Raw genomic sequence first — 22,758 nt, forward strand, 5'->3', positions numbered from 1 at the left:
GACCAAAGCGGCTCCCGAAACCACCGCCCACGTGGCTCTCCTTCACCCCGCCGAAAACAGTGGGGTCAAGCGCTGATCCTTTCCAGAACAGGAAAGCAGCCCTCTTGGTTGGAACCGAGGATGCGTTGAGACATACACGGAGGCTACAACGGCAGCATGACCGTCTTCCTGTGTGCCAAGTGCGGCAGCAGTCTTACGCCAGACCTGACGCCGCTGCCTGCCGTTTCCTCAGCGCCCGACGCTGAAGAACGGGACAAGGAGAGTCGGCGGGCGTCGGCCACGATGCCGCAGGGGCACTACGCGATCGAGACTGAACCATGGGGTGCCCCGTACGTGCCGCATCCGGACCAGGAGGAGGGTGGCCCTGCGCAGCCGCGTGGGCCCTGGCGGAGTGACGAAGGGGTGGCAATGATCTCTGCTGGGCCGCGCCACAACATCGTGATCCACCCCGAGGACGCGCCCGATCTCCAGCCGCTGCCGAACTGGGAAAACAGCGTCGGATGCTGCGGACCGTCCGGAGACAGCGGACTCAACCGTGCCTGTCCCTGTGGCGCCCGAGTGGCCACGCTCGCCGCAGACTGCTGGGGCCCGTACGAGCTCCATCTGGACGCGAAGCGGGTCTACGGCTACGACCCGTCCTGATCAGTAGCCCGAGGGGTGTGTGGACAGCCAGGCGGAGTGGCGGTTGCGCAGGCGGTCCCGTTCCTCGGGGGTGGGGAGGATAACGTCCGCGCCGCCGTCGTACGGATGGTGGATATGTGTGAGCTCGGTGTCCGTCACGAAGATGCCGGGCAGCGTGTCGTCCGCGACGGCGCGGAGGAGCGGGTCCAGGCAGCCGCGCTGCCAGGGGCGGCGGTCGGCGTAGAAGTACCAGCGGGTGTGGAAGGCCGGATCCGGGTCGTCGGTGTCGTCCAGGGTGGTCCACAGCGTGCCCTCCGGGTGGAGGGCAGCGCGGTGGGCCGACCAGTCCGTCGGCTCGGACGGGTCGGCCCAGTCGGTGGTCACCACGTACGCCCGCCCGAGAAGAGGTCGTCGAGGACCGTGTTGTACCGGTTGAGGAGGACCGCGTACTCGGCCTCATCCTCCGCGTAGCGTTTCGACTCCGGCAGGCTGTGGAAGCGCACCCAGCGGTCCCCGTAGACCGTTTTCAGCTCCCAGGGCAGCATCGGCCCGGCAGGCCCGTGGGCATGCCAGAGCCGGGTCAGCCGCTCGTGCCCCGGGTCGGGGAGAGGTGCGTCGTTCACTCCCCAGGAGCCTCGGCGATGCCGATCGGGCAGGCCACGCCCGTGCCGCCGATGCCGCAGTAGCCGTTGATGTTGCGGTCGAGGTACTGCTGGTGGTATGCCTCTGCGTTCCAGAAGGGGCGCTCCGCCGCCGGGAGGACGGCCGTGGTGATCGTGCCGTAGCCGGAGGCGGTCAGGACGCGCTGGTAGGCCTCGCGGGAGGCTTCGGCGGTGGCCTGGGCGGCGGGGGAGTGGGTGTAGACCGCCGAACGGTACTGGGTGCCGACGTCGTTGCCCTGGCGGAAGCCCTGGGTGGGGTCGTGGGACTCCCAGAAGAGCTTCAGCAGGGCTTCGTAGGAGACCAGGGAGGGGTCGAAGACGACCCGGACCACCTCGGTGTGGCCGGTGCCGCCCGAGCAGACCTCTTCGTAGGTCGGGTTCTCGGTGAAGCCGCCCTGGTAGCCGGCCAGGGTGGTCCACACCCCCGGGGTCTGCCAGAACTTGCGCTCGGCGCCCCAGAAACAGCCGAGGCCGAAGTCCGCGACCTGGAGGTGGGCGGGGTACGGGCCCGCGAGGGGGTTGCCGAGCACGGTGTGCACGGCGGGCAGCCCGAACAGCGGCTCCGCGCGGCCGGTCAGGGCTTCCTCGCGGGTGGGGAGCTCGGGCGTGCGGCGGTACGAGAACATGGATTCCCTCCTTGTGGTCTACCGATAACGGCGGACGACGGGCGGGGATTCCCGCGGGTCCTCGGTTCCACCGGCGGAGCCTACTGAACCCGACTGGCCAGGCGGCCGACCGGGGTGTCGGCATTGATGTGCGCCGCCCGGAAAGACATCCGGTTTCCGTCGCCTCCCAGTTCCAGATGCGAGCCGGTAAGGGACACGAAGGTGAAGGGGTCGATGCTCCAGCCGTCCACCGCGAGGTCCTCCACCCCGGTGCAGATCAGGAAGAACTCGACAGCGTTATGTCCCTTCGCTTCCCACTGGGCAGCTGCGCCCGCAGGAAAACCGAATGCAAAGAAGCCGAGAGTGACCGATGATTCCCTCTCGTCAATGTGTACGGAGAGCAGATCATAATCGGTCAACGGTGGAGGCGGTGAACCGAGCACTTCGCGGATCGCGCGTGGATCCACAAGGCTGGACGACCAGTCAGGGGTAATCATAGAACGGCCTTGTCGTTACTGGGGGAAGTACTGTGTGCAGCCGCTGGTCGACTCGATTCTCGAAGTGACGCTGCACGGCATACGGGTTTCCCCGGTTGGATTGGTAGGCGTTTAGGTGGCTTACCTGGAGGGCCTCCGCAGCTGTGAATGCGAGGGTGAAGTCCGTTCCCTGCGTCAGGACCTGGAGACGCCGTTGCGCGATCGATCGGAGCTGGACGTCGACCACCGTCTGCTGTGGCAGCCCGCGCATGTGCAGGTCCTCGCCGACGGCCAGGAAATGGATCTGGACCTCAAGACGGTCGCAACCGGACTCCACCCAGGTCGAAGGGGGTCGGTCCGGGTAGCGGGGAAGCTCCACCCGCAATTTCAGGCCAGGACCGTAGGGACTCAGATGGACGGACCTGAGTACCAGTCCTTCCAGGGGAGGGAGGTCGGTATAAAGGGAAGTCAGTCGATCGGCATCGACCAGAAGATTCGACCAAGTGGGAACCGAAATGGTGGGACTCCTCATCCGGGGTGCGCATCAGGGGTGCGGGAATGACGTTGCGAATCGCTGCCTCGATGAAGAGGCATTCCGTCATTTCCCGCACCCCTGATTTACGTCAAGGAACTCGACTAGCCTGCGCGACCTGCCAATTTGGGGTCGTAGTAGTAGTGGGGTTCTACACCTGGGATGATCCCATGGCGTGGATCGTCAAACGGGCGGACGTGAACGTGTGGGCGTTGATCGCCGACTCCGTCCGGTGCCCCGAAACTGTGACCGGTGTAGTGATCCTGGTAAGTGACCAAATCGCCGGCTTCCGTCAGATGGTCTTCTTCGGCGAAGAATACAGGCTGGTGGTCCTCGTCCATGATCTGCTTACCGCGGGGTGTCGTCGAGGGAACCTGGCGGACATCCAGCGGCTCCGCGCCTTCCGGGACACCGGCTTCGCTCAGCGCCCGCTTCTTGGCCTCGGCCCCGGTGATCCCTTCGCCGGTTTCTGCGTTCCCGCAGTTGTGGACCAGGACCGGAGCCGTACCCGCCAGCACGTAGTACGTGTGGAAACCGGCGACCGTGAGGTTGTGCGTGGTGACGGCATAGGGGTAGTCGCGGGTGGTCTTGACGGTGAGGGTGGTGCCGTTGGGCTGGCGGAGCTGCTCGCCGATGACGAGCTCGCCGGCGTCGAGCCACTGGCGGCGGGTCTCGCTCCAGTAGGGGTGGTGAGAGGTGGATGTGACCTTCGCCGTCGTGCCCTGCGGGTTGCTGTCGTCGGTGAGGGTGAGGTCAGTGAATTCCTTGTCGTCGGGGGTGGTGACGGTGTCAGTGACCTTCTTCGGGCGGGTCTCGCCCGTCTGGGGGTCCGTGGCCATCACCGTGTCGCCGACGCGGATGTCCTCGATGTTCTTGGTACTGCCATCGGCCATCTGGACCTGGGTGCCAGTGGGGAAGCTGTTCCTCTTCGCGGCGATCGAGCAAGCCTCGCCGGCGGACGACGCCTCTGTCCCGCTGCTGCTCTCTCTGGCGGCCCGGCTCTCTGTCCCCGCAGCGTCGTCGGCTGATTCCTTGGCGGCCTTCTCCGATGCGGATTTAGCTGCCTTGGCTTCGGCGTCGCGCGCTTCCTTCAGTGCCTTCTTGGCCGTGCTGTAGGCCTCGGCGGCCTTTGAAGCTCCGCGTTCGGCTTCGTGGATGGCGTCGTAGGCCTTGTTCAGTTCTTTGTAGACCTTGAAGGCCTGGATGCCGATCTTGACGGCCTTGACGATCTTGCCCCAGGGGACGAAGTTCAGGGCCGTGTTGATGCAGGCCATGACGTCGCCCTTGGTGAAGCAGTCCCGGGCGTCGTTGTATCCGATCAGGTCGCCGACCATGTCGACGACTTCATCGACGAGCTTGTCGCGCTTCTTCTTCGCGTTGGAGACCTTGTTGTTCGCCTCGTCCAGGCCCGACCTGTCCGGTTCCGGATCACTGGTCGGCGCCTTCGGCGGCTTCAGGAACGAGCTGGGCACCCTGGGGACGGCCAGCTGGCCGCTGGGGTCTGAGGCGTTGACGGGGCTGTTGTTGGAGTAGGCGTAGGCGTTCCACTGCTGTGGGTCGCCGGGGTCGATGAGGGGGTCGGGGCTGATGAAGCGGCCGGTGGTGGGGTCGTATTCGCGGGCGCCTAGGAGGGTGAATCCGGTGGACTTCTCCTTGGTGCCGCCGACGAATCCCTTGTCTCCTGCCCAGGCGCCGGGGGCGGGCTGGGTGCCGCGTTCGTTGCCGAACGGGTCGGATGCGCGCCGGACGTGGCTGAGGTCGGAGGCCTTGAGCTGGACTCCGCCGGTGCCGTGGTGGTCCGAGCTCTGGTAGGAGAGCGTGGAGCCGCTGGTGGTGCTGGTGGTGCGGGTGACGGACAAGCCGCCGGGGGCACCGTAGGTGCGGACGTTGGAGACCTTGCCGCTGGCGGTGTCCAGGGTGATCTGGTCGGAGCCGAGGTTCAGCGTGGTGCTGGTGGGGTCGCGGCGGATGAGCTGGTTGCCGCCGGTGTCGTAGAGGTAGCTGGTGCCGGCGCTCTCACCGGTGCCGACGATCTTGTCCAGCTTGCCCTGGCCGTTCCAGGTCAGAGCCTTGGTTCCGGCGGTGTTGGTGATGGACGCCGTGTTGCCGGTCGCGTCGTAGGTGTAGGAGGTGACCTTGGTTCCGGACGGGCCGGTCTCGGTCGAGTTCATCAGCGCGTGCGGGCCGCCGGTGCCGCCGCCCGTCTTGGGGTCGGTGGACGGGGTGTTGTTCTTCGGGCCGAACGTCTGGGTGACCGTGACGTCCTTGGCCGCGTTCCCGGTGACGTCCTTCTTCACCAGCTTCTTGCGGTTGCCCATCTGGTCGTACTCGTACTGCTGCCAGTACGGAGCCGTACCGCCCACGCTGGGCTTGCCGGTGCCGTCGACTGCGGGGCCGGCTGCGTTGGTGCAGCCGCCTATGCCGCGCACGCTGGGTGCGGGAGCGGTGGTCTGGGTGCCGGTGTCGGTCCAGGCCTGGGTCAGGCGGCCGAGGTAGTCGTGGGTGAAGCACTGCAGGTCACGGCCGGTGCCGTCCTGGGTGTCACCGATCGAGGTGATCAGGCCGGCCTTGTTGTAGGTGTAGTCCAGGACGTCGACGCTCGCGGTCGCGGCGGTCTGCTTGTCCAGGGTGGAGCGGACCGGGCGTCCGCTGCCGGCGTCGTAGTCGGTCGTGGAGACGACCTGCATGCCGGTGTCGCCGACGGTCGTGCGGATCGGACGGCCGTAGGGGTCGTAGCGCATGTCCACGAGGTACGGGGTCCTGGCGAGACCGATCTTGCCGCCGAGCGAGGTCAGGTTGCCCGCGACATCCGTACCGAACGTCAGCGTCTCCACGCCGAGGCCGGCCTTGGGGATGCCGGGCAGGGCGGATGTCTTCAGCTGCCCGAAGGCGTCGTAGGTATTGGCGACCTCGTAGGTGCCGGCGAGTTCCTTCTCCGCCGCCGGGATGGTGATCTTGGTGCCGAGGGAGCGGTAGCCGCCGTCGTAACCGGTGTTCTCGGAGATGTAGGCGCTGCCCGTCTTGCCGCCCACGTAGCGGGTGGTGGTGTCGGGCTTGCCGAGCTTCTTGACGTCGTAGGTGAACGCGCCGACCTGCTTGGCCGGGTCGATAGCCGTGCCCTCGTACGTCGCGACGAGGCGACCGAGGAGGTCGGAAACCGAGGTGGCGCTCTTGAGACGGGCGTCCGTGGCGGTGACCAGGTTCTTCTTGTCGTCGTAGACGGCGGTGCTGGTGCCCGAGTCGGGGTCGGTGGTCTTCACCGGACGGCCCAGGAGGTCGTAGGTGAAGGTCCACTCGTTACCGGCGGAGTCCTTCCGCGACAGCTCCTGCCCCTGGGGGTTTGTCAGGTAGGTCGTCTCGTCGTACGCGCCGGTGGGCGTGTTGGCCTTGTACTGGCGCAGGATCGAGGTGGTGCCGTTGGTGATCTTGGCCGTGGCGAACCCACCGGCTGCAGGGGTCGAACGGACCTCGTCGACGCCCAGGTATTGGGTCGTTGAGCGGGACTGCTCCACGCCGAACGACTGGGTGATGGTGGCCGTGGGACGGCCGAGGCCGTCGAAGACCTGGACGCTCTGGGCCGGGATCTTGCTGTCGGGCTGGACGCCGCCGTTGGGCAGGAAGAGCGCCGCGGAGGGCGCGCCCTGGTCGGTGTAGTAGGCGGCGTTGGTTTTGGTCTGCCAGCCGTGGGAGTCGAACAGTGCGTCCGTGATCATTCGGCCGGCGACACCCGAGGGTGCGGTGGCCTGGGTCTGGCGGACGCGGCCGAGGCCGTCGTAGATGGAGTAGCTGGAGGTGTAGGTGTTGTCGTTCATGAGCGCCTGGCTCAGAACGGCGGACGGCGCGTTCGTGCCGTTCATCGTGTACGAGTACTTGCGCACCGGGAGCGCGGAGTTCGCGCGTTCCTGGCCCGGCTGCCAGATCGAGACGATCCGGCCGAGCGCGTCGTACTCGCGTTCGGCGAGATGGTTGTTCTCGTCGGTGGTCTTCAGCGGCTGGGAGCGGCCGATGTCGAGTGTGGTGGTCGACTTCCAGCCCAGCGGATTGGTGTGCGTCACCGTGTTCGGCAAGGCGCCGGTGGCCGGCGCGTACTGGGTCGTGGTGACGGCGCCGCCGGGGTGTGCGGTGTCGGTGCGGACCTTGTTGGTGTTGCTGGTGACGCGGCCGTAGGCGTCGTAGGTGGAGGTGGAGTTGAGACGGTAGACCGGCTTGCCGGTGCCGTCGTACTTCTCCAGCACCTCGGTACCCGTGCCGTCCGCGGTCGCTCCGACCTGGCCGTAGGGCAGACCGTCGAAGTAGGAGCGGGTGTCACCGACGGTGTTGGCCGCGGTCGGGGTCTGCCCGCAGACACCGGAGATGACCAGCGTGCGCGAAGCGATCTCGGTGACCACACCGCCCGGGCCGGTCGGATACTCGAACGTGGTGCACAGACGCTGGTCCGTGCGGGAGATGTCGCTGTTGTCGTCGACCTGCAGCGGACGCGTCACCAGCGTCTCGTCGTAGGTGGACGTGCGCTCGCCCGTACGCCAGGTGCCGTTGGCGAGCTTCGCGCGAGTGGTGACCTTGGCCGTGTTCACCGCCTGGGCGGTGATGGCGGGCATCCCACCGGCCTGGACACGGGTTGCGGTGACCTTGCTGATCTGAGGCGTGGTGACCTCGTCCGAGACCACCGCTCCGCCGTCGCGGTCGAAAGTCTGGCTCTGGCGGACGAATCCGGACAGGACGTTCTCGTCCTTGATGGTGCCGCCTTGTGTGTCGCTGACCGACACGGTGCGCTTGGTGCCGTTGGCCAGGACGTCGCCGTCCATACCGCGCAGGTAGGTGGAGATGTTCTTGGTGCGCGGGGCTTCGCTCGCGTTGCCGCTGCCCGTCTTCGTGGTGACGGTGGCGTAGCCGCGGAACTGGTCCCAGGTGCGGGTCTTGGGGTCGGCGAATTCGGAGTCGTTGCGGTGCCAGGCGATGCCGCCGCCGTACTCGTAGTTGGTGACCGTGGAGACCTGGCCGCCGACCTTGTCCTGCTGGGTGACGGACTGGACGATGACCTTGTTGAACCAGTCGTTGACCGGGTCGGGGAAGGACTGGCCGGGCAGGTACCACTTGACCGGCATGCAGGCCATCGTGTTGCCGTCCTCCGAGGACGGCATCGTGCCCGCGAGGCGGGAACATTCGGGGGCCTTGTAGGCGACGTTGATCTGGCCGCCGGTCTCGGTGGTGATCGTCTGGATCCGCGGACGCCGATAGCTCGGCGCCGAGGCATCCGTACCGTCCGGGCGCCGGACGACACCGTCGACGCGGTTGGGGAACTGCGTCGCCTGGAACAGGACCGCGGGGAGCTTGATCGCGGTCTTGCTGTTGGTCGCGTTGCGCTGGATCGAGTCGAGCCACAGCGTGGGTGACGTGCCGTCACCCGGGTCCTGGAAGGAGTGCTTGAGGTCGTACCAGTCGACCGTGCGCCAGGCCGTGCCCGTCCAGACCTGAGTGGCGATCTGGGTGAACTTCTTCGTCGTGAAATACGTCGGCGAAAGGTTCAGGCACTGGCCGGTCGCCGGGCATTCCTGGTCGATCGGAGTGTCCGGCCAGGAAGCGGCGTTCGCCTTCACACGCTGAGCGGTGTCCGTGCAGGTCACGGCCCCGATCACGACGCAGCGTTCCGCGTTCTTGATGTTGATCTGGACGGCCGGCTTCGCAAGGCCCTTCGCCGTGATCTGCTCGGGCAGGCGCTGGCCGTAGCCGATCCAGGTCGGGTAGGAGCCGCGCTGGTACTTCGTGTTGGTGCCGGTGCCGCCGTTCTGGCCGCCACCACGCCCGTAGTAGTTGTCTTCCTGCTCGTAGCGGTAGGAGACCAGGTTCTGGTGCGGGTCCACGACGTAGTCGAGGTTCCACTGCCAGCCCAGCTGCTGCCACGTACCGTTCGCCGGAGTCGTCGCGCCCAGGCACTTGTCCTGACCACTGTTGAAGTACACCGGCACGGTGGAGACGGACTTGGCCTCCGGGTCCGTGCCGTCGCCACCCGGCAGGCGGTTGGAGCCGAAGTAGTACTGGGTTCCGTCGGTCGTGGTGACCTTGAAGCCCTCGCCCTTCCAGGCGGCATTGCGCTGGTTGGTCAGACGCTCGATCTTCGTGCCGTCCTCACCCTGAAGGTGATAGACGCACGTCGTGTCGTCGCGGACGATCTGGCCGGCGTGGCCGGCGAGGTTCAGGGACAGGATGTCCCCGGCCCAGCACTCGTCTCCCGACTCCGCGATCCCCGCGTCCTTGCAGCCCTTGTAGGTACGGGAGATCGAGCCCGGACTCCAGTCCCAGCCCTCACCGAACCCAGACGCCTGCGCATTCGTCGACGCCGTACGGCCATCAATGGACGAAGAGTCGTAGGCCAGGCCCACACTCGGGCCCGCACCCGCGATCGCGGAGGGAACCTCGACGGTGTAGCCGTAGGTGAAGTTCGCGGCATTCGAACCAGATTGCCACGACATCGACGGTGCAATCGGCGTCGCGGTGAAGTCACCACTCGCACCCGACGGACCCGCCTCCACCGCAAGCGCCACGGCCTGCGTGGACAGCATCTGCGGAGCATCCGAGAGCGCCGACGGAGCCGACTTGGCATCCGAAGTCGACTTGAAGGTAGTCGCCTTGGGGGTGTCGACCTCCGCGACCAGACGGCCCGAAGAGTCCTTGTGGGAAGCAACCGGCGTACGGGCCGTGCAGCCCGGCGCACCCGGAGTCGTCAGCGCACAGTCGGGAAGACGCACCACCCGCGCACGGTCGGCCCAGTTCGCGCCCGTCGTCTTCGACCACGCCGAGACGTCGAAACCGACCTGCACCTTTCCGGAAGAAGCACTGCCCGCCGCATCGGTCAGAGCGACGAGGACACCCCCGACACCAGCCGCACGCGTCTTTGCCTCGTCCTTCACCTCCACCCGCAGCGAACCCTCACCAGAACCAGAACCAGAACCGGAACTGGAACCGGAGATCGCGAGTTCCGAAAGCTTCGCCGAACGGTTCACCCCCTTAGCGGGGGCAACCCAGACAGGCAAAGTGCCGGCCTGAACCGACTTACTGGCGACCGCAGTTGCCGATCCGTCAGCAATGTTGAGCGGAACAGTCGCGAAACCCGACGGGACTTTCGTCTTCCCGTCCGGAGTCCAGGCTTTGCCGGCCGGCGCCTTAGCGTTGACGGGCTTGGCATTCGAGCCCTTGACGGGCTTGGTCTGCGGGAGGGCCGTATTCGGCGGCACCCACACCTTCGGCGGCTTCGCCACCGCTTCGACCGCGGGCAAGCCCAGGCCGGAGATGAGCACCGCAAGCGCGGCGACCATCGCTACACGTGGCCGTTTCGCGCGGGCGCGCGAAAGCAAACCACCCTGACGAGACAACAAAATCCCCCCACAAAAAGGAATGACAAAGTCCGGTTCTGGCGCAGTCCGGACAGCGCACCCTAAGGAAGGGGGGATCCGCTCTCATAATTTTTCTTAACATTTCCTTACATGATCAATGTCACGTGACAGTCAACATGACATGTATTGATCTGAACCAGGCATATTGCCCTGGCGAAATGTTGACAGATTTTCGGCCAGCAAGGACCGTGCGCGTGACCTTCGTTCACCGACGCGCATAGCGAGGACCTCTGCCCATGAGGCCATCTTCTTCATCTTCCGACGCCAGACCGGGGGCCCTCCGGCGTCGGCGGGCATCCGCGGCCGCGATGCTTCCCGTCGCAGGCGCCGTAGTGCTCTCCCTCGGGGCCGGACTGATCACCGCCCCGGGTGCCTTCGCCTCGAACGGGCCGGCCGACAGCAACTGGCCCGCTTCGACCCCCAAGCCCGAGCCCACCGCCGAGCAGAAGGCCGTGGAAGCCGCGCTGGCGCAGGCGAAGAGCAGTGGCAAGCGCGTGGCCATCGAGCACCTGACGACCGGGAACTCGCAGACGTTCGCCAACCCGGTCGGCACCCTCACCGTGGACGCCGCCTCGGCGCCCGAGCGCGTGAAGCAGGCCAACGGGTCCTGGAAGGCGATCGACACCACGCTCCGGGTCAACGCCGATGGGACCATATCCCCGGCGGTCGTTCCTGCCCCGTTGAGCATCTCCGGTGGTGGCAGCGGGCCGATGGCGACGATGGCCACGGCCGACGGCAAGAAGCTGGCCTTCAAGACACCTTTCAAGCTGCCCAAGCCGGTCCTCGACGGCAACGACGCGCTCTACAAGAACGTCCTGCCCGACGTCGACCTGCGTCTGACCGCGACCCAGCTCGGTGGCTGGAGCCAGGTCCTGATCGTCCGCACCGCACAGGCCGCCGCGAACCCGGCCCTGAAGAAGATCCGCCTCGGCGTCGACGCCCCCGGGCTGAAGACCACCGCCGACGCGGCGGGCAACATCAGCTTCAACGACGCCCAGGGCAAGGCCCGCTTCACCAGCCCCACCTCCTTCATGTGGGACTCCACCAAGAAGGCCCTCCCCGAGGCCGCTGCTGCCCCGCAGGGTGGCAGCAAGAGCGGCAAGTCCGCGGCCGCGAGCGGCGCCGACGCCCCGCCGTCGGCGGCGGCCGCCGCCGACCGGGTCATCGCCTCCAGCGCGGACGCCCCCGGCGACACCGCCAACATCAAGCCCATCGGCGTCAAGGCCGATGCCACCGGCATCGACCTGATCCCCGACACCTCCCTCCTCGGCCAGGGCACCGGCCCCTGGTACATCGACCCCGGCGTCAACCCCACCGCGAACAGCGCCAACCAGGCCTGGTCGCAGGTCCAGGAGGCGTACCCCGACACGAACGAGTTCAACGGCACCACGGACGGCCAGAACACGCCCGCCGCCGGCTACTGCGGCTACTCGACGTGTACCCGGAAGGGCCGCGAGCGCGCGTACTTCCAGATCGGGATCAACTCGGGCATCCACGGTGCCGAGGTCCTCGACGCGCGGCTCTACGCCACCGTCGTCTCCTCCTCCAGCCCCAGCACGGCCACGCCGATGGGCCTGTACCACAGCCCCACGGGCATCAGCAGCCCCACGTCCTGGAACCGGCAGCCCTGCGACAAGGCCACGCGCATGGGCGGCTGCACCAAGATCGGTGGCGCCACGATCTCGGGCACTACTGAGATCCAGTACAACGTCACCAGCCAGATGAAGAACGCCGCCTCCGGCCGCTGGTCGACCTTCACGTTCGGCTTCGCGCCGGACGACGAAGGCAACATGTACTACCGCCAGCGGTTCAGCAACAGCCCGCGCATCGTCACCACGTACGACTTCCAGCCCCACATCGGCAACCCGCGCACCAGCCCCACCCCGGGCTTCGCCGGTACCGGCACCTACTCCGCCTGCACCACCCCGGGTGCGGCCCAGCCCTGGGACAACCCGGGCTGGATCGGCGCCAACACCAACGTGCACCTGACGTCCGAGACCTGGTCGCCCACCGGCCGCCAGCTCCAGACGACCTTCCAGATCTGGGACGACGACGACGCCGGTAAGTCGGCGTACCACCAGACCGGCTGGAACGGCTCCGCGGGCGACGCCGTCGTCAACGCCGGCACGCTCATCGAAGGCCACCAGTACGGCTGGACCTCGCGCACCACGGACGACACGCTGACCAGCGCCGAGAGCAACTGGTGCTTCTTCCGCGTCGACCGGACCCCGCCGTCGGCGGCCGTGACCTCGACCGACTTCCCGCTCTCCGGGACCACCGGCGGCCACCCCAAGCGCGTCGGTGAGGAGGGCACCTTCACCCTCGCCGGTGCGGACAACGCCCCGGCCACCGGTACCAACCGCAGCTCGGGCCTGGCCTGCGCCCGCTGGACCACCGACCCGGTCAAGGCGGCTTCCGACTGGAACTGCACCGACGCCGATCCCCGGATCGTCAAGACCTTCACCAACGGCAAGGCCACCGTCAAGTACACCCCGCAGGCCTGGGGCACGAACTACCTGTACCTGCAGACGCAGGACAACGCGGGCAACATGTCCCAGCCCGTCGTCCACAGCTTCTACGTCCCGTCGAACCCGAACAGCCCGGCGCCGATCTTCGGCGACATCAACGGTGACATGAAGGCCGACGTCGTCCTCGCGGACTCCGCCGGCAACATCCGCCAGATCAACGGCGGCGGCGACCCGGCGTCCTCGCCCGTGGCCCTCGCCCGCTCCAGTGTGCTCGGCGGCACCTGGAACGGCGTCCAGCTCACCCACCGCGGCAACCTCGGCTACAAGACTGTGGACGACCTCCTCGCCCACGCCCCGGGCAAGCCCGACCTCTACGTCTTCACCAACAACAACACCGGGCTCGTCGACAGCCAGGCACCCAACACGGTGGACAAGCCCAACACCTGCGTCATGCCGGACTTCGCCGTCATCGACTGCGCCCTCCACGGCTACGGCACCACCAACTGGACCAACGTCACCCAGATCGCCGCCTACGGCTCCATCACCGGTGACAGCAAGGCCGGACTCCCCAACTCCCTGCCCCGGAGCTCCCTCCTCTTCGTGGAGAACGGGCGCCTGTGGCTGGGCATCCCCGGTGACATCAACCAGCTCGAGCCCACGGCGATCCTGCTCTCCGCCAACGACACCAAGTGGGGCGACTACGAGCTGATCACCCCGGGCCGCGCCAAGGGAACCAACTTCCCGACACTGTGGGCCCGCAACAAGAAGGACGGCGGCACCCTCCACGCCTTCAGCCTCACGGGCGGCACCGCGGAGAACCCGGTCCTGACCGCGGCCACCAACCCGGCCGCCGGCACCATCAGCGGCAAGATCGACCCCGCCCGCTACCCCCGCGTCGGCTCCGACGGCGACCTCACCGGCGACAACATCCCCGACCTCTGGGCCGTGGACAAGGAACAGCAGCTCGTCTCCTTCAACGGTGTGGGCACGGTCCCCAACGGCACCAGCGTGCTCTACTCCACCGTCTCCGGAGTCACTTCCACCTTCACGCTCCAGGGCAACCTGAACACCCCCAGCCACCAGTGGAAGCTGAACACGGCGGCGGCCGGCAAGACGCCGAGCGCCGGCGGCACGAACCTCCCCGCCACCATCGCGGGCGCCGTCACCTTCCCCACCGCGGTCATCGAGGGCCGCAGCACTCCCTACGCGGCCTTCGGCGGTGCAGGGGCCACCATCACCGCCTCCGGTACGAACACGGGTGTCGACACCCGTAAGGACTTCACCATCACCACCTGGGCCAAGCACGGGTCGACGACCCCGGAGCCCACGACGAGCATGATCGTCAGTCAGGACGGCACGCAGAACAGCTCGTTCATGATCTACGGCGACAAGAGAACCGGTCAGTGGCACTTCGCCATGGCCAACGCGCAGGGCGGGGGCTGGCCCTTCGACTACACCAGCGTGGCCAACCAGAACGCCCGGTGGACCGCTGACGCCTGGACCCGCCTGACCGCCGTCTACAACGCCGGCAGCGGTCTGATGCGGCTCTACGTCAACGGTGTCCTCGCCAGCACCGGCCATCACGCGGCCAGCACCAGCCCCGCCCCCAGCGGTTCGATCGTCTTCGGCCGCTACAAGGTCTCCGGGGCCAACTCGGACGTCCTCAACGGCGGCGTCAGCAACTTCGCCGCCTACCCCTACGCGGCAGCCCCCACCGCCCCGGCGACCGTGGGCCGGATCTCGCTCACCGCGGCCCCGGTCCACTGCGTGGACAACGACTACGCCCGCCCCGATGACGGCAACCCGATCCAGATCGCGGGCTGCAACGGCACGGTCGCCCAGGACTTCGAGGTCCGGGGAGACGGTTCGCTGCGGATCCAGGGCAAGTGCGTGAGCGCGGCGAACGAGGGCACCGCCCTCCTCACCCGGCTCGAACTGCGGACCTGTGGCGGTACGCCGACTCCAGGGCAGGTCTTCGTGCCCCGCGCCGACGGCTCGATCTACAACCCGGCCTCCGGCCGCTGCGTGGACCTCGGCAACTACGACACCACCCCGGGCAACCAGCTCTGGCTGTACGACTGCCACGGCGGCGACGCCCAGCGCTGGACCATCACGACCCTGGGCACCGCGCCCCTCCCCATTCCCACCCTGGACGCGGCACCCTGACCCACCCGGTAGCAACCGGTAGCCGGCGGCAGAGCCGCTGACGCCGGCGCCACCACGGCAGAACAACGGCCGCCCCTCCCGTCCGGGAGGGGCGGCCGTCGCCGTGTGCGGGTGTGTGTCCGGGTGCCCGTCAGTGCGGCAGCGTCGCCGGGGAGCCGCCGTTGGCTTCGTAGCCGGCCACCGCCAGGGCGCGGTAGATGGCGTACGAGGCCGCCGGGTCCGGGTCGGCGGACCAGGGGAGGGCGCCCACGTAGCCGTCGACGTGGCGGATCTGGTCCATCGCCTCGGCCCAGCGCTCGCCGCCGACCAGGAAGAGAATGAGCAGGTGGCGTACGTGCGCCAGCATCGGGTCGTCGGGACGCGCGCTGTGGACCGCGTACAGCGCGCCCTCCACCGCCCGGGTGACGGACGCGCTCTGGTGGAAGCTGCGGATCAGGACGACGTCCGGGACGTGCTCGTACAGGGCGAAGAGGGGGAGCGCCGCCAGCAGGGAGCCCTGCGGGGCGCGGGCCGCCGCGTGGTGGGTGAAGGCGTCGGCCTTCTCCCGGGAGCCGTGCCACTTCTCGCACCAGTAGTTCAGCGCCGCCAGGTGCGCGCCCATGTGCTGCGGCGCCCGGTCGATGATCTTCGCCCACAGGGCGTCGTACTCGGGCTCCGAGTAGTGCAGCATGCGGGCCACGGAGAGCTCGATGATGTACGGGACCGGGTCGCCGGGGGCGAGCAGCGCGGCCCGCCGGCAGGACTCCCGGGCCTCCTCCGCGATGATCCGTACGTCGTCTCCGTCCTCGGTCATGCCCTCCGGGCGCCGCCACATCTGCTGCGCCAGCAGCTCGGCGTGCACCTGCGCACCGCCCGCGTCCTTCGGCGCCTCCAGCCGCCACGCCTTCAGCCACCGAGCCCCGGCCCCGGGCTCCCGGGAGAGCTCCAGCGCCGCCGATCCGGCGAAGGCCTGGACGCGCTGCCAGCGCACCTCGCCCTCCCGCGGGGTGCCGGCCAGCAGCTGGGAGGCGGCCTGCCACTGGCCGGTCCGCCGCACGTGGTCGAGGGCGTCCATCAGGTCCGGGTCGGGGCCGGGGATCCGGATGTCGAGCTCCTCCTGGAGGGCGAATCCGTAGTCCGCCGGGTCGGCGGCGTCCGGGCTCCCGGGCGTGACCAGGCGCAGTCCGCCGCGCCTGCGCCGCAGGATCGGTGAGACGGCGGCCAAGAGCAGGGCCATCGCGAGCAGGAACCACAGAATCTCCATCCCCCCAGCGAACCAGACCCACCCCGGGAATGGCCAATAGGAGGCAAAGGACGACGCGAAACGGTCTTCCCGCCGACCCTCTCCACAGCGCCCTCCCCGTACCCCTCCCCGTACCCCTGCGCGCACCCGGAGGCGGGGCCGCGCCGGGCCCGGACGGGGCATAGCATCGGGCCATGAGCGACGACAGCCACGAGCACCAGAGCTTCGAGACCCGCGCCATCCACGCGGGCAATACGGCGGACCCGCTGACCGGCGCGGTCGTGCCCCCGATCTACCAGGTGTCCACGTACAAGCAGGACGGCGTCGGCGGACTGCGCGGCGGCTACGAGTACAGCCGCAGCGGCAACCCGACCCGGACCGCGCTGGAGGAGAACCTCGCGGCGCTGGAGGGCGGCCGGCGCGGCCTCGCCTTCGCGTCCGGGCTCGCCGCCGAGGACTGCCTGCTGCGTACGCTGCTCTCCCCGGGCGACCACGTGGTCATCCCGAACGACGCGTACGGCGGCACCTTCCGCCTCTTCGCGAAGGTCGTCTCCCGCTGGGGCGTCGAGTGGTCGGTCGCCGACACCTCCGACCCGGCGTCCGTACGGGCCGCCCTCACCCCGAAGACCAAGGTCATCTGGGTCGAGACCCCCTCCAACCCGCTGCTCGGCATCACGGACATCGCCGTCGTCGCCGACATCGCGCGGACGGCCGGCGCCAAGCTGGTCGTGGACAACACCTTCGCGTCCCCCTACCTCCAGCAGCCCCTCGCGCTCGGCGCGGACGTGGTCGTGCACTCGCTGACCAAGTACATGGGCGGCCACTCCGACGTCGTCGGCGGCGCGCTCGTCGCCGCCGACGCGGCGCTGGGCGAGGAACTGGCCTACCACCAGAACGCCATGGGCGCGGTGGCCGGCCCCTTCGACTCCTGGCTGGTGCTGCGCGGCATCAAGACGCTGGCCGTCCGCATGGACCGGCACGCGGAGAACGCGGGCAAGATCGCCGAGATGCTGGTCCGTCACCCCAAGGTCCACACGGTCCTCTACCCGGGCCTGCCCGGGCACCCGGGCCACGAGATCGCCGCCAAGCAGATGCGCAACTTCGGCGGCATGATCTCCTTCCGGGTCACCGGTGGCGAGGAGGAGGCCGTCGCGATCTGCGACCGGACCAAGATCTTCACCCTGGGCGAGTCCCTCGGCGGCGTCGAGTCCCTCATCGAGCACCCGGGCCGCATGACCCACGCCTCGGTGGCCGGCTCGGCCCTGGAGGTCCCGGGCGACCTGGTCCGCCTGTCGGTCGGCATCGAGAACGCCGACGACCTGCTGGCCGACCTGACGCAGGCGCTGGGCTAGCCGGCCGCCCGCAAGCCCGAACAGGTCTCCCCGCCCGAGCACGTCCTACCAGGGCGGGGAGACCTCGCTCGAAGGCGTCGACCAGGCTCCGGTCAGCGTGGCCCACACCACGAAGGCCACCACCGCCGCCCACAGCAGGGTCCAGCCGATCCGCCGCACGGCCCGGCGGCGGCGCAGCAGCCGGTCGCCGCGCGCGGCCGCGCCCGCCGCGAGGTCGGGCGGCACCGCCGGGTAGGGGCCCTCCAGCAGCCGCCTGACCTGGGCTTCCGCGGGATCGGGGCGGCTCATGCCGCCTCGTGGCGGCGAGCGTCCGGCCGGGGACCGGGGGTGGCTCCGGGACGGGTGCGCAGCTCGGCGACGGCCCGGTCGCACAGGGTCCGTACCCGCTCGGGCGTCAGCCCCAGCTGCGCGGCCGTGACTTCCTCCGCGACCCCTTCGTAGAGCCGCAGCACCACGACGAGCCGCTCCAGCGGGCCCAGCCGCCCGAGCACCCCGCTGCCCCCGTGGTGGCGGCGGCCGGTGCGGGCGAAGGCGGCGCACAGCTCCTGGCGGGTGTAGTCGTACGGGTCGTCCCCGCGCAGCCTGCGCCAGTTGGCGTACGTACGGGCCAGGGCGCCGCCGAGCAGCCTGCGCGCGGCGGGGGCTTCGGCCGCGGCGGTGGCGTCGGACGGGGCCGGGGCGCCGGACCGCGCGTCGGACCGCGTGTCCGTCGTGTCCGTCGTGGGCTCCGCCGTCAGCAGGATCGCGACGCGCAGGAGCCGCCCCGCCGCCCCGGCGACGAAGGCCTCGAACTCCGCGTAGGGGCCCGGTCCGTGGTCCACACACCACATAGTGCGGCCGGAGGGACCGCCTCGGAAGGGGTCGGGCGTCAGGAGGCGGGGCCGGCCTCGGACCCGGGCTCGGAGCCGGCCGACATCAGCTCGGACAGCGAGACGTTGAAACGGGTCAGCAGACCGGTGAACGCCTCGCGCTCCTCTTCGTCCCAGCCGTCCGTCACCCGGGCCATCAGTTCGCGCCGTGAGGAGCGGACCTCCTCCAGCCGCGCCAGCCCGCGCGGGGACAGCGCGAGCACGACGGCCCGCCCGTCCTCGGGGTGTGAAGTCCGCTTGACCAGGCCGCTGTCGACGAGCGGGGCGACCTGGCGGGTGACGGTGGAGGAGTCGATGCCCATCCCGCCGGCGAGCGCCTTGACGCCCATCGGGCCTTCCAGGTCGAGCCGGTTCAGCAGCAGGTACGCGGCCCGGTCCATGGAGTTGCGGGCCTGGCCGACCCCGCCCAGGCGGGTCTGCTCGGCGCGCCGGGCGAAGACCGCCACCTGGTGCTGGAGCGCGTCGAGGAGACCGGCTTCGGCGGGCGCGCCGGCCGGCGCGGGCAGGTCGGAACTGGCCGGGGTGGAGGGCATGGCCGTGGGCTCTCTTCGCATGGGGCCGACAAGGATGGGGGACAGAGTACGCGGCCGTGCGACGGCTCGTACTCCTCGTACAAGAACTGATACGGCAGCGGCGAAACGGCGACTACGCGCCGTCCCGCATGGCGAGATATCGCCGCTCCGGCGGACCGGCTGCGAGACTGGCCGCATGAACTACCGAGTACCGCAGCCCGTCCCGCAGGTCATCCTCGACGACGTCCGGGGGGCCCAGAAGATGCTCTCCGGCGTCTCCCGGGTGACCGCGATGGAGGGCAGCCGGTACCTCTCCTCGCTGACCGGCTCCCCGGTCCACTTCAAGTGCGAGAACCTCCAGCGCACCGGCTCCTTCAAGCTGCGCGGGGCCTACGTGCGCATCGCGGGCCTGCGCCCCGAGCAGCGGGCCGCCGGGGTCGTCGCCGCCAGCGCGGGCAACCACGCCCAGGGCGTGGCGCTGGCCTCCTCCCTCCTCGGGGTCCGCTCGACCGTGTTCATGCCGGTCGGAGCGCCGCTGCCGAAGGTGGCCGCGACCCAGGACTACGGCGCCGAGGTGCGGATGCACGGGCAGGTCGTGGACGAGACGCTGGCCGCGGCCCAGGAGTACGCGGACCGCACGGGCGCGGTGTTCATCCACCCGTTCGACCACCGCGACATCATCGCGGGCCAGGGCACCGTCGGTCTGGAGATCCTGGAGCAGTGCCCCGAGGTGCGCACGATCCTGGTCGGCATCGGCGGCGGCGGGCTCGCCGCCGGGGTGGCGGTCGCGGTGAAGGCGCTGCGCCCCGACGTCCGGGTGATCGGTGTCCAGGCGGCGGGCGCGGCCGCGTACCCGCCCTCGCTGAAGGTCGGGCACCCGGTGTCCATCGAGAACCCGATCACGATGGCGGACGGCATCAAGGTGGGCCGTCCCGGCGACATCCCCTTCAAAATCATTGGCGAGCTGCTCGACGACGTCCGTACGGTGTCGGAGGACGCGCTCTCCAGCGCCCTGCTCCTGTGCATGGAGCGGGCGAAGCTGGTGGTCGAGCCGGCCGGGTGCAGCCCGGTGGCCGCGCTGCTGAGCGAGCCCGAGCTGTACGGCGACGGCCCGGTGGTGGCGGTGCTGTCCGGAGGCAACGTCGACCCGCTGCTCCTGCAGCGGATCCTGCGCCACGGCATGGCGGCGGCCGGCCGCTACCTGTCGCTGCGGCTGCGGGTGACCGACCGGCCGGGGGCACTGGCCGGTCTGCTGGGGGAGTTGTCAGTGGTCGATGCGAACGTGTTGGACGTGAGCCACGTGCGGACGGATCCGCGACTGGGGCTCACGGAGGTGGAGGTGGAGCTGCACCTGGAGACGAAGGGGCCGAAGCACTGCGCGGAAGTCGCGCGGGCGCTGCACGGTGCGGGGTACAAGGTCATGAGCTAAGACTTGATCCGTAGGTCACCAAAGGGTGAGTTGCGGACTGCGGCCGGGGCGGGTATCGGGCTTTCCGGCGTGGCCACGCAAGCGTGACTCATCCGGGGTCGCTCGGTGCCGCTGTCCGGCGATTCGGGGAGCAGAGGTCTCGCGGCATTGCCGTGGGACTGCCACGCGACCCGCCCGCCGGAGCGGTTTCGGGCTCGGTGTGGTTGACTCCCGCAGCGCTTCTTCCAGCGCTTGCGCATAGGTGATCTGAGCGTGCCGGGACGCAGTGGTGTCCAGGTACGCGGTCCTGGGGTCGTCCACGTCGCGGAAGCGGACGAACGCGGCCAACGCGGCGGATACGAGGTCCCGCTTGCCGGTGAGGCCGCACGCGGTGCACCAGTGCTCACGCTCCCTCAGCGTCTTGGAAACGCGCTCACCGCACAGGCAGTGCTGGGACAGGGCCGTCGACCACGTGGAAGCCCGGACTAGCCGACCGCCAGCCGCTTCACATTCCACCTTGAGGGCGGAGATCAGCATGCCCGGCGTGGTCTGCGACAGACGCTTGCCCCACAGCCGGTACCAGGTTCGTATATCGCAGTCCTCGACCACGAGCACGGGTCCGTGGGCGGCGGTGATCTCGCGGGCAACCAGGCGGGCGCGGTGGCGACGGTGTTCAGCGATACCGGCGGCCTCTTCGGCCTGGCGGGCCCGAGTCTTCCGATAGCTGCCGGAGAGCCGGTCATGACGGAACGCCTGCTTCGGCACTCCATCGGCGCGTGAGGCGCGGGCACCACCAGGAACGTTGACCGTCTTCGGATTGAGGCCCTGCGCTGCCCTCCGGGCGGCCTGCTTGGCCTGCTTCTTCGACAGCCCGTACTGCGCTGCGTTCGTCGCACGACGGGAGCGCTGCAGCGCCCGTGCACGGTCCCGCTGCTTCTTCGTCTGCTTCTCCAACAGGGCCCGCTCGGCATCGGTGAGCGTGATCTCGGTGGAGACGGGCTTGCCGCCGGCGAGGCCGGCGGGGAAGGAGACGATCGAGAGATTGGAGACGTTGCCGTCCACACCGCCGACACGGTCGAGCTGGGCGGCACGGTCACGCATGGTCCGCACGCTGGGTGCGCTGTATCCGGGGCCCAGGACCATCAGGTGCGCCTCGTACACCCAGCCGCCCGGCGCGGACGCCTTCCGGCGGCGTACGAGGTCCACCTTGTGCCAGCGGCCGGGATTGGAGAGGAAGTGCTGCACCCGCGTCCACTGGCCTGGCTGCTGCGGGATACGTATGGGAAGTACGAGCTCACTACGGCCGCTTTCGGGTCCTCCGGCGAAGACGACGGCGAGGGGGCCGGTGTGGTCCCACCACGTCGCCTTCCGGGCGGCGGGCTTGCCCGAGGCGGTGACCTTGCCCGTGGGCACGCGGTCCGGGGTCGTGGGCTTGGGCATCCGGCGCGGCTGCGTCAGCGCGTGCCGGCCGCCGCCGGTGTAGGCCGTGGCGTGGCCGTGGAGGGTGCCGGCCAGGCGGAAGGTCTCCCACTTGTTGTCGGTGGTGTGGGAGCGGGCGCGGCCAGGAATGCGGGTGAAGTCGTGCCAGTTGCCTGCCTGCGGACGGCCGAAGCGTTGGCCGGTGTCGTCGGGGAAGAGGTGCCGCTGCACCCCGTTCCACACCTCATCGGCCATGTGCATGGCCAGGGCCTTGGAGGCGTGGTGCTTCAGGTGCCCGGAGTCCTCCAGGTGTTTGTACGCGCAGCGTTCCAGGCCCTCACGGGACAGACCGAGGCGCTGGCGGGCGGACTTGCCCTTGTCGCGCTCGCGTTCATGCTCCGCGGCCCAGTAGGCGTCCACCTTGGCGCGGGCGTCACGCTGGACGGCGCGCTTGATCGACCACATCGCCCCGAACAGCTTCTCCAGCCGGTCGATGTCGGCGGGATCGGTGACGGTCAGCGGCAGCACCATCACCGACACGATCCCGTCGTCGGGCTTGGTCCATTTCGGGGCCTTGTTCTTCCCCCGGAACTTCCTTGGCTGGGCAGCCTGCATTACCGTCACCTCCCATCGCTAGTAGCTGACCTACGGCACAATATCCGATGAGTTGAGCTAAGACAGCTGAATGGAACGGGTTCATGGCAGTAACGATTCCTGGATATATGGATGCCCGACAGGCGGCGGAACGGCTCAAAGTGACCGTTCAGCACGTCTACAACCTCAACAGCAGCCGCGCCGACTTCCCGGCTCCCGTCTACATCGGCCGTACTCCACTGTGGCCCGTTGACCAGCTGGATGCCTGGCGTGAAGCCCACCCCCAGCACGGAAAGTAGTCGACCTGTCGCCGAGTAGGGGCAAGTCGGCCCCGGGTCGGGTGCAGCGGTCGCTCGCGCTGGGAGTCGCCCCAGGTGTGCCTCCAGGAGTCCTCGTACATTCGCGCGTTCGGGGATATTCCGTAGCGGGACGCGATATAGCTCGTTACGGTGGCGCTCGGA

At 69.0% G+C, this 22,758-nt stretch carries 16 protein-coding genes; 5 read left to right on the forward strand and 11 right to left on the reverse strand.

The genetic code is table 11. From position 1 onward, the window contains the following. Positions 1 to 408: 408 nt before the first annotated feature. Positions 409 to 642: a hypothetical protein gene (locus MTF69_RS36135; RefSeq protein WP_243340613.1), complete on the forward strand. Its 234-nt coding sequence runs from the start codon at positions 409 to 411 to the stop codon at positions 640 to 642. Here MTF69_RS36135 and MTF69_RS36140 read toward each other — a convergent pair whose 3' ends face one another. The 6 genes from MTF69_RS36140 to MTF69_RS43605 form a co-directional block, all read right to left on the reverse strand. Next, positions 643 to 1,005 (reverse strand): hypothetical protein, encoded by a 363-nt coding sequence (locus tag MTF69_RS36140; protein WP_243340614.1) that lies wholly within the window; start codon positions 1,003 to 1,005, stop codon positions 643 to 645. Further along, the gene (locus MTF69_RS36145) at positions 1,002 to 1,244 is read right to left on the reverse strand and encodes a hypothetical protein (RefSeq protein ID WP_243340615.1); all 243 of its coding nucleotides are present in this window, start codon (positions 1,242 to 1,244) and stop codon (positions 1,002 to 1,004) included. Before MTF69_RS36145 ends, MTF69_RS36140 begins: the two co-directional genes overlap by 4 nt. Next, on the reverse strand, positions 1,241 to 1,909 hold the full coding sequence (gene msrA, locus MTF69_RS36150; RefSeq protein WP_243340616.1) for a peptide-methionine (S)-S-oxide reductase MsrA: 669 nt from the start codon (positions 1,907 to 1,909) through the stop codon (positions 1,241 to 1,243). Before msrA ends, MTF69_RS36145 begins: the two co-directional genes overlap by 4 nt. 80 nt (positions 1,910 to 1,989) lie before the next feature. Then, complete coding sequence (locus tag MTF69_RS36155; protein WP_243340617.1) at positions 1,990 to 2,385, reverse strand: Imm50 family immunity protein; 396 nt, start codon at positions 2,383 to 2,385, stop codon at positions 1,990 to 1,992. After that, entirely contained in the window at positions 2,372 to 2,896 is a 525-nt protein-coding gene (locus MTF69_RS43920) for an Imm50 family immunity protein (RefSeq protein WP_374325041.1), read from the reverse strand. Before MTF69_RS43920 ends, MTF69_RS36155 begins: the two co-directional genes overlap by 14 nt. 104 nt (positions 2,897 to 3,000) lie before the next feature. Then, entirely contained in the window at positions 3,001 to 9,804 is a 6,804-nt protein-coding gene (locus MTF69_RS43605) for a polymorphic toxin-type HINT domain-containing protein (RefSeq protein ID WP_243340618.1), read from the reverse strand. A gap of 791 nt (positions 9,805 to 10,595) precedes the next feature. Here MTF69_RS43605 and MTF69_RS36165 point away from each other — a divergent pair. Next, positions 10,596 to 14,921, forward strand: a complete 4,326-nt coding sequence (locus MTF69_RS36165; RefSeq protein WP_243340619.1) for a ricin-type beta-trefoil lectin domain protein — start codon at positions 10,596 to 10,598, stop codon at positions 14,919 to 14,921. Positions 14,922 to 15,051: 130 nt separating this feature from the next. On the opposite strand, the gene MTF69_RS36170 is transcribed toward MTF69_RS36165, so the two are convergent. Then, entirely contained in the window at positions 15,052 to 16,164 is a 1,113-nt protein-coding gene (locus MTF69_RS36170; RefSeq protein WP_243340620.1) for a hypothetical protein, read from the reverse strand. 173 nt (positions 16,165 to 16,337) lie between these two features. Between MTF69_RS36170 and MTF69_RS36175 the strand changes: the two genes are divergently transcribed. After that, positions 16,338 to 17,495: a cystathionine gamma-synthase gene (locus MTF69_RS36175; protein ID WP_243340621.1), complete on the forward strand. Its 1,158-nt coding sequence runs from the start codon at positions 16,338 to 16,340 to the stop codon at positions 17,493 to 17,495. A 45-nt stretch (positions 17,496 to 17,540) separates the two neighbouring features. Here the strand turns inward: MTF69_RS36175 and MTF69_RS36180 are convergent, their stop codons facing one another. From MTF69_RS36180 to MTF69_RS36190, 3 genes are read right to left on the reverse strand one after another with little or no spacing between them, the layout of a single operon-like run. Continuing rightward, entirely contained in the window at positions 17,541 to 17,783 is a 243-nt protein-coding gene (locus MTF69_RS36180) for a hypothetical protein (RefSeq protein WP_243340622.1), read from the reverse strand. Next, the gene (locus MTF69_RS36185; protein WP_243340623.1) at positions 17,780 to 18,316 is read right to left on the reverse strand and encodes a sigma factor-like helix-turn-helix DNA-binding protein; all 537 of its coding nucleotides are present in this window, start codon (positions 18,314 to 18,316) and stop codon (positions 17,780 to 17,782) included. The genes MTF69_RS36180 and MTF69_RS36185 overlap by 4 nt, the downstream gene beginning before the upstream one ends. Positions 18,317 to 18,363: 47 nt before the next feature. Further along, positions 18,364 to 18,897: a MarR family winged helix-turn-helix transcriptional regulator gene (locus MTF69_RS36190; RefSeq protein WP_243340624.1), complete on the reverse strand. Its 534-nt coding sequence runs from the start codon at positions 18,895 to 18,897 to the stop codon at positions 18,364 to 18,366. A 175-nt stretch (positions 18,898 to 19,072) separates the two neighbouring features. Here MTF69_RS36190 and ilvA point away from each other — a divergent pair, with 175 nt between their 5' ends. Continuing rightward, on the forward strand, positions 19,073 to 20,305 hold the full coding sequence (ilvA, locus tag MTF69_RS36195) for a threonine ammonia-lyase (protein ID WP_243340625.1): 1,233 nt from the start codon (positions 19,073 to 19,075) through the stop codon (positions 20,303 to 20,305). A 15-nt stretch (positions 20,306 to 20,320) separates the two neighbouring features. On the opposite strand, the gene MTF69_RS36200 is transcribed toward ilvA, so the two are convergent. After that, a complete protein-coding gene (locus MTF69_RS36200) occupies positions 20,321 to 22,318 on the reverse strand; it encodes a transposase (RefSeq protein ID WP_243340626.1) in 1,998 nt (665 codons plus the stop codon). Between the two features lie 140 nt (positions 22,319 to 22,458). Between MTF69_RS36200 and MTF69_RS36205 the strand changes: the two genes are divergently transcribed. Then, positions 22,459 to 22,596: a hypothetical protein gene (locus MTF69_RS36205; RefSeq protein WP_243340627.1), complete on the forward strand. Its 138-nt coding sequence runs from the start codon at positions 22,459 to 22,461 to the stop codon at positions 22,594 to 22,596. Positions 22,597 to 22,758: the final 162 nt, after the last annotated feature.

Source organism: Streptomyces sp. AP-93, assembly GCF_022808175.1.
GTDB lineage: Bacteria > Actinomycetota > Actinomycetes > Streptomycetales > Streptomycetaceae > Streptomyces.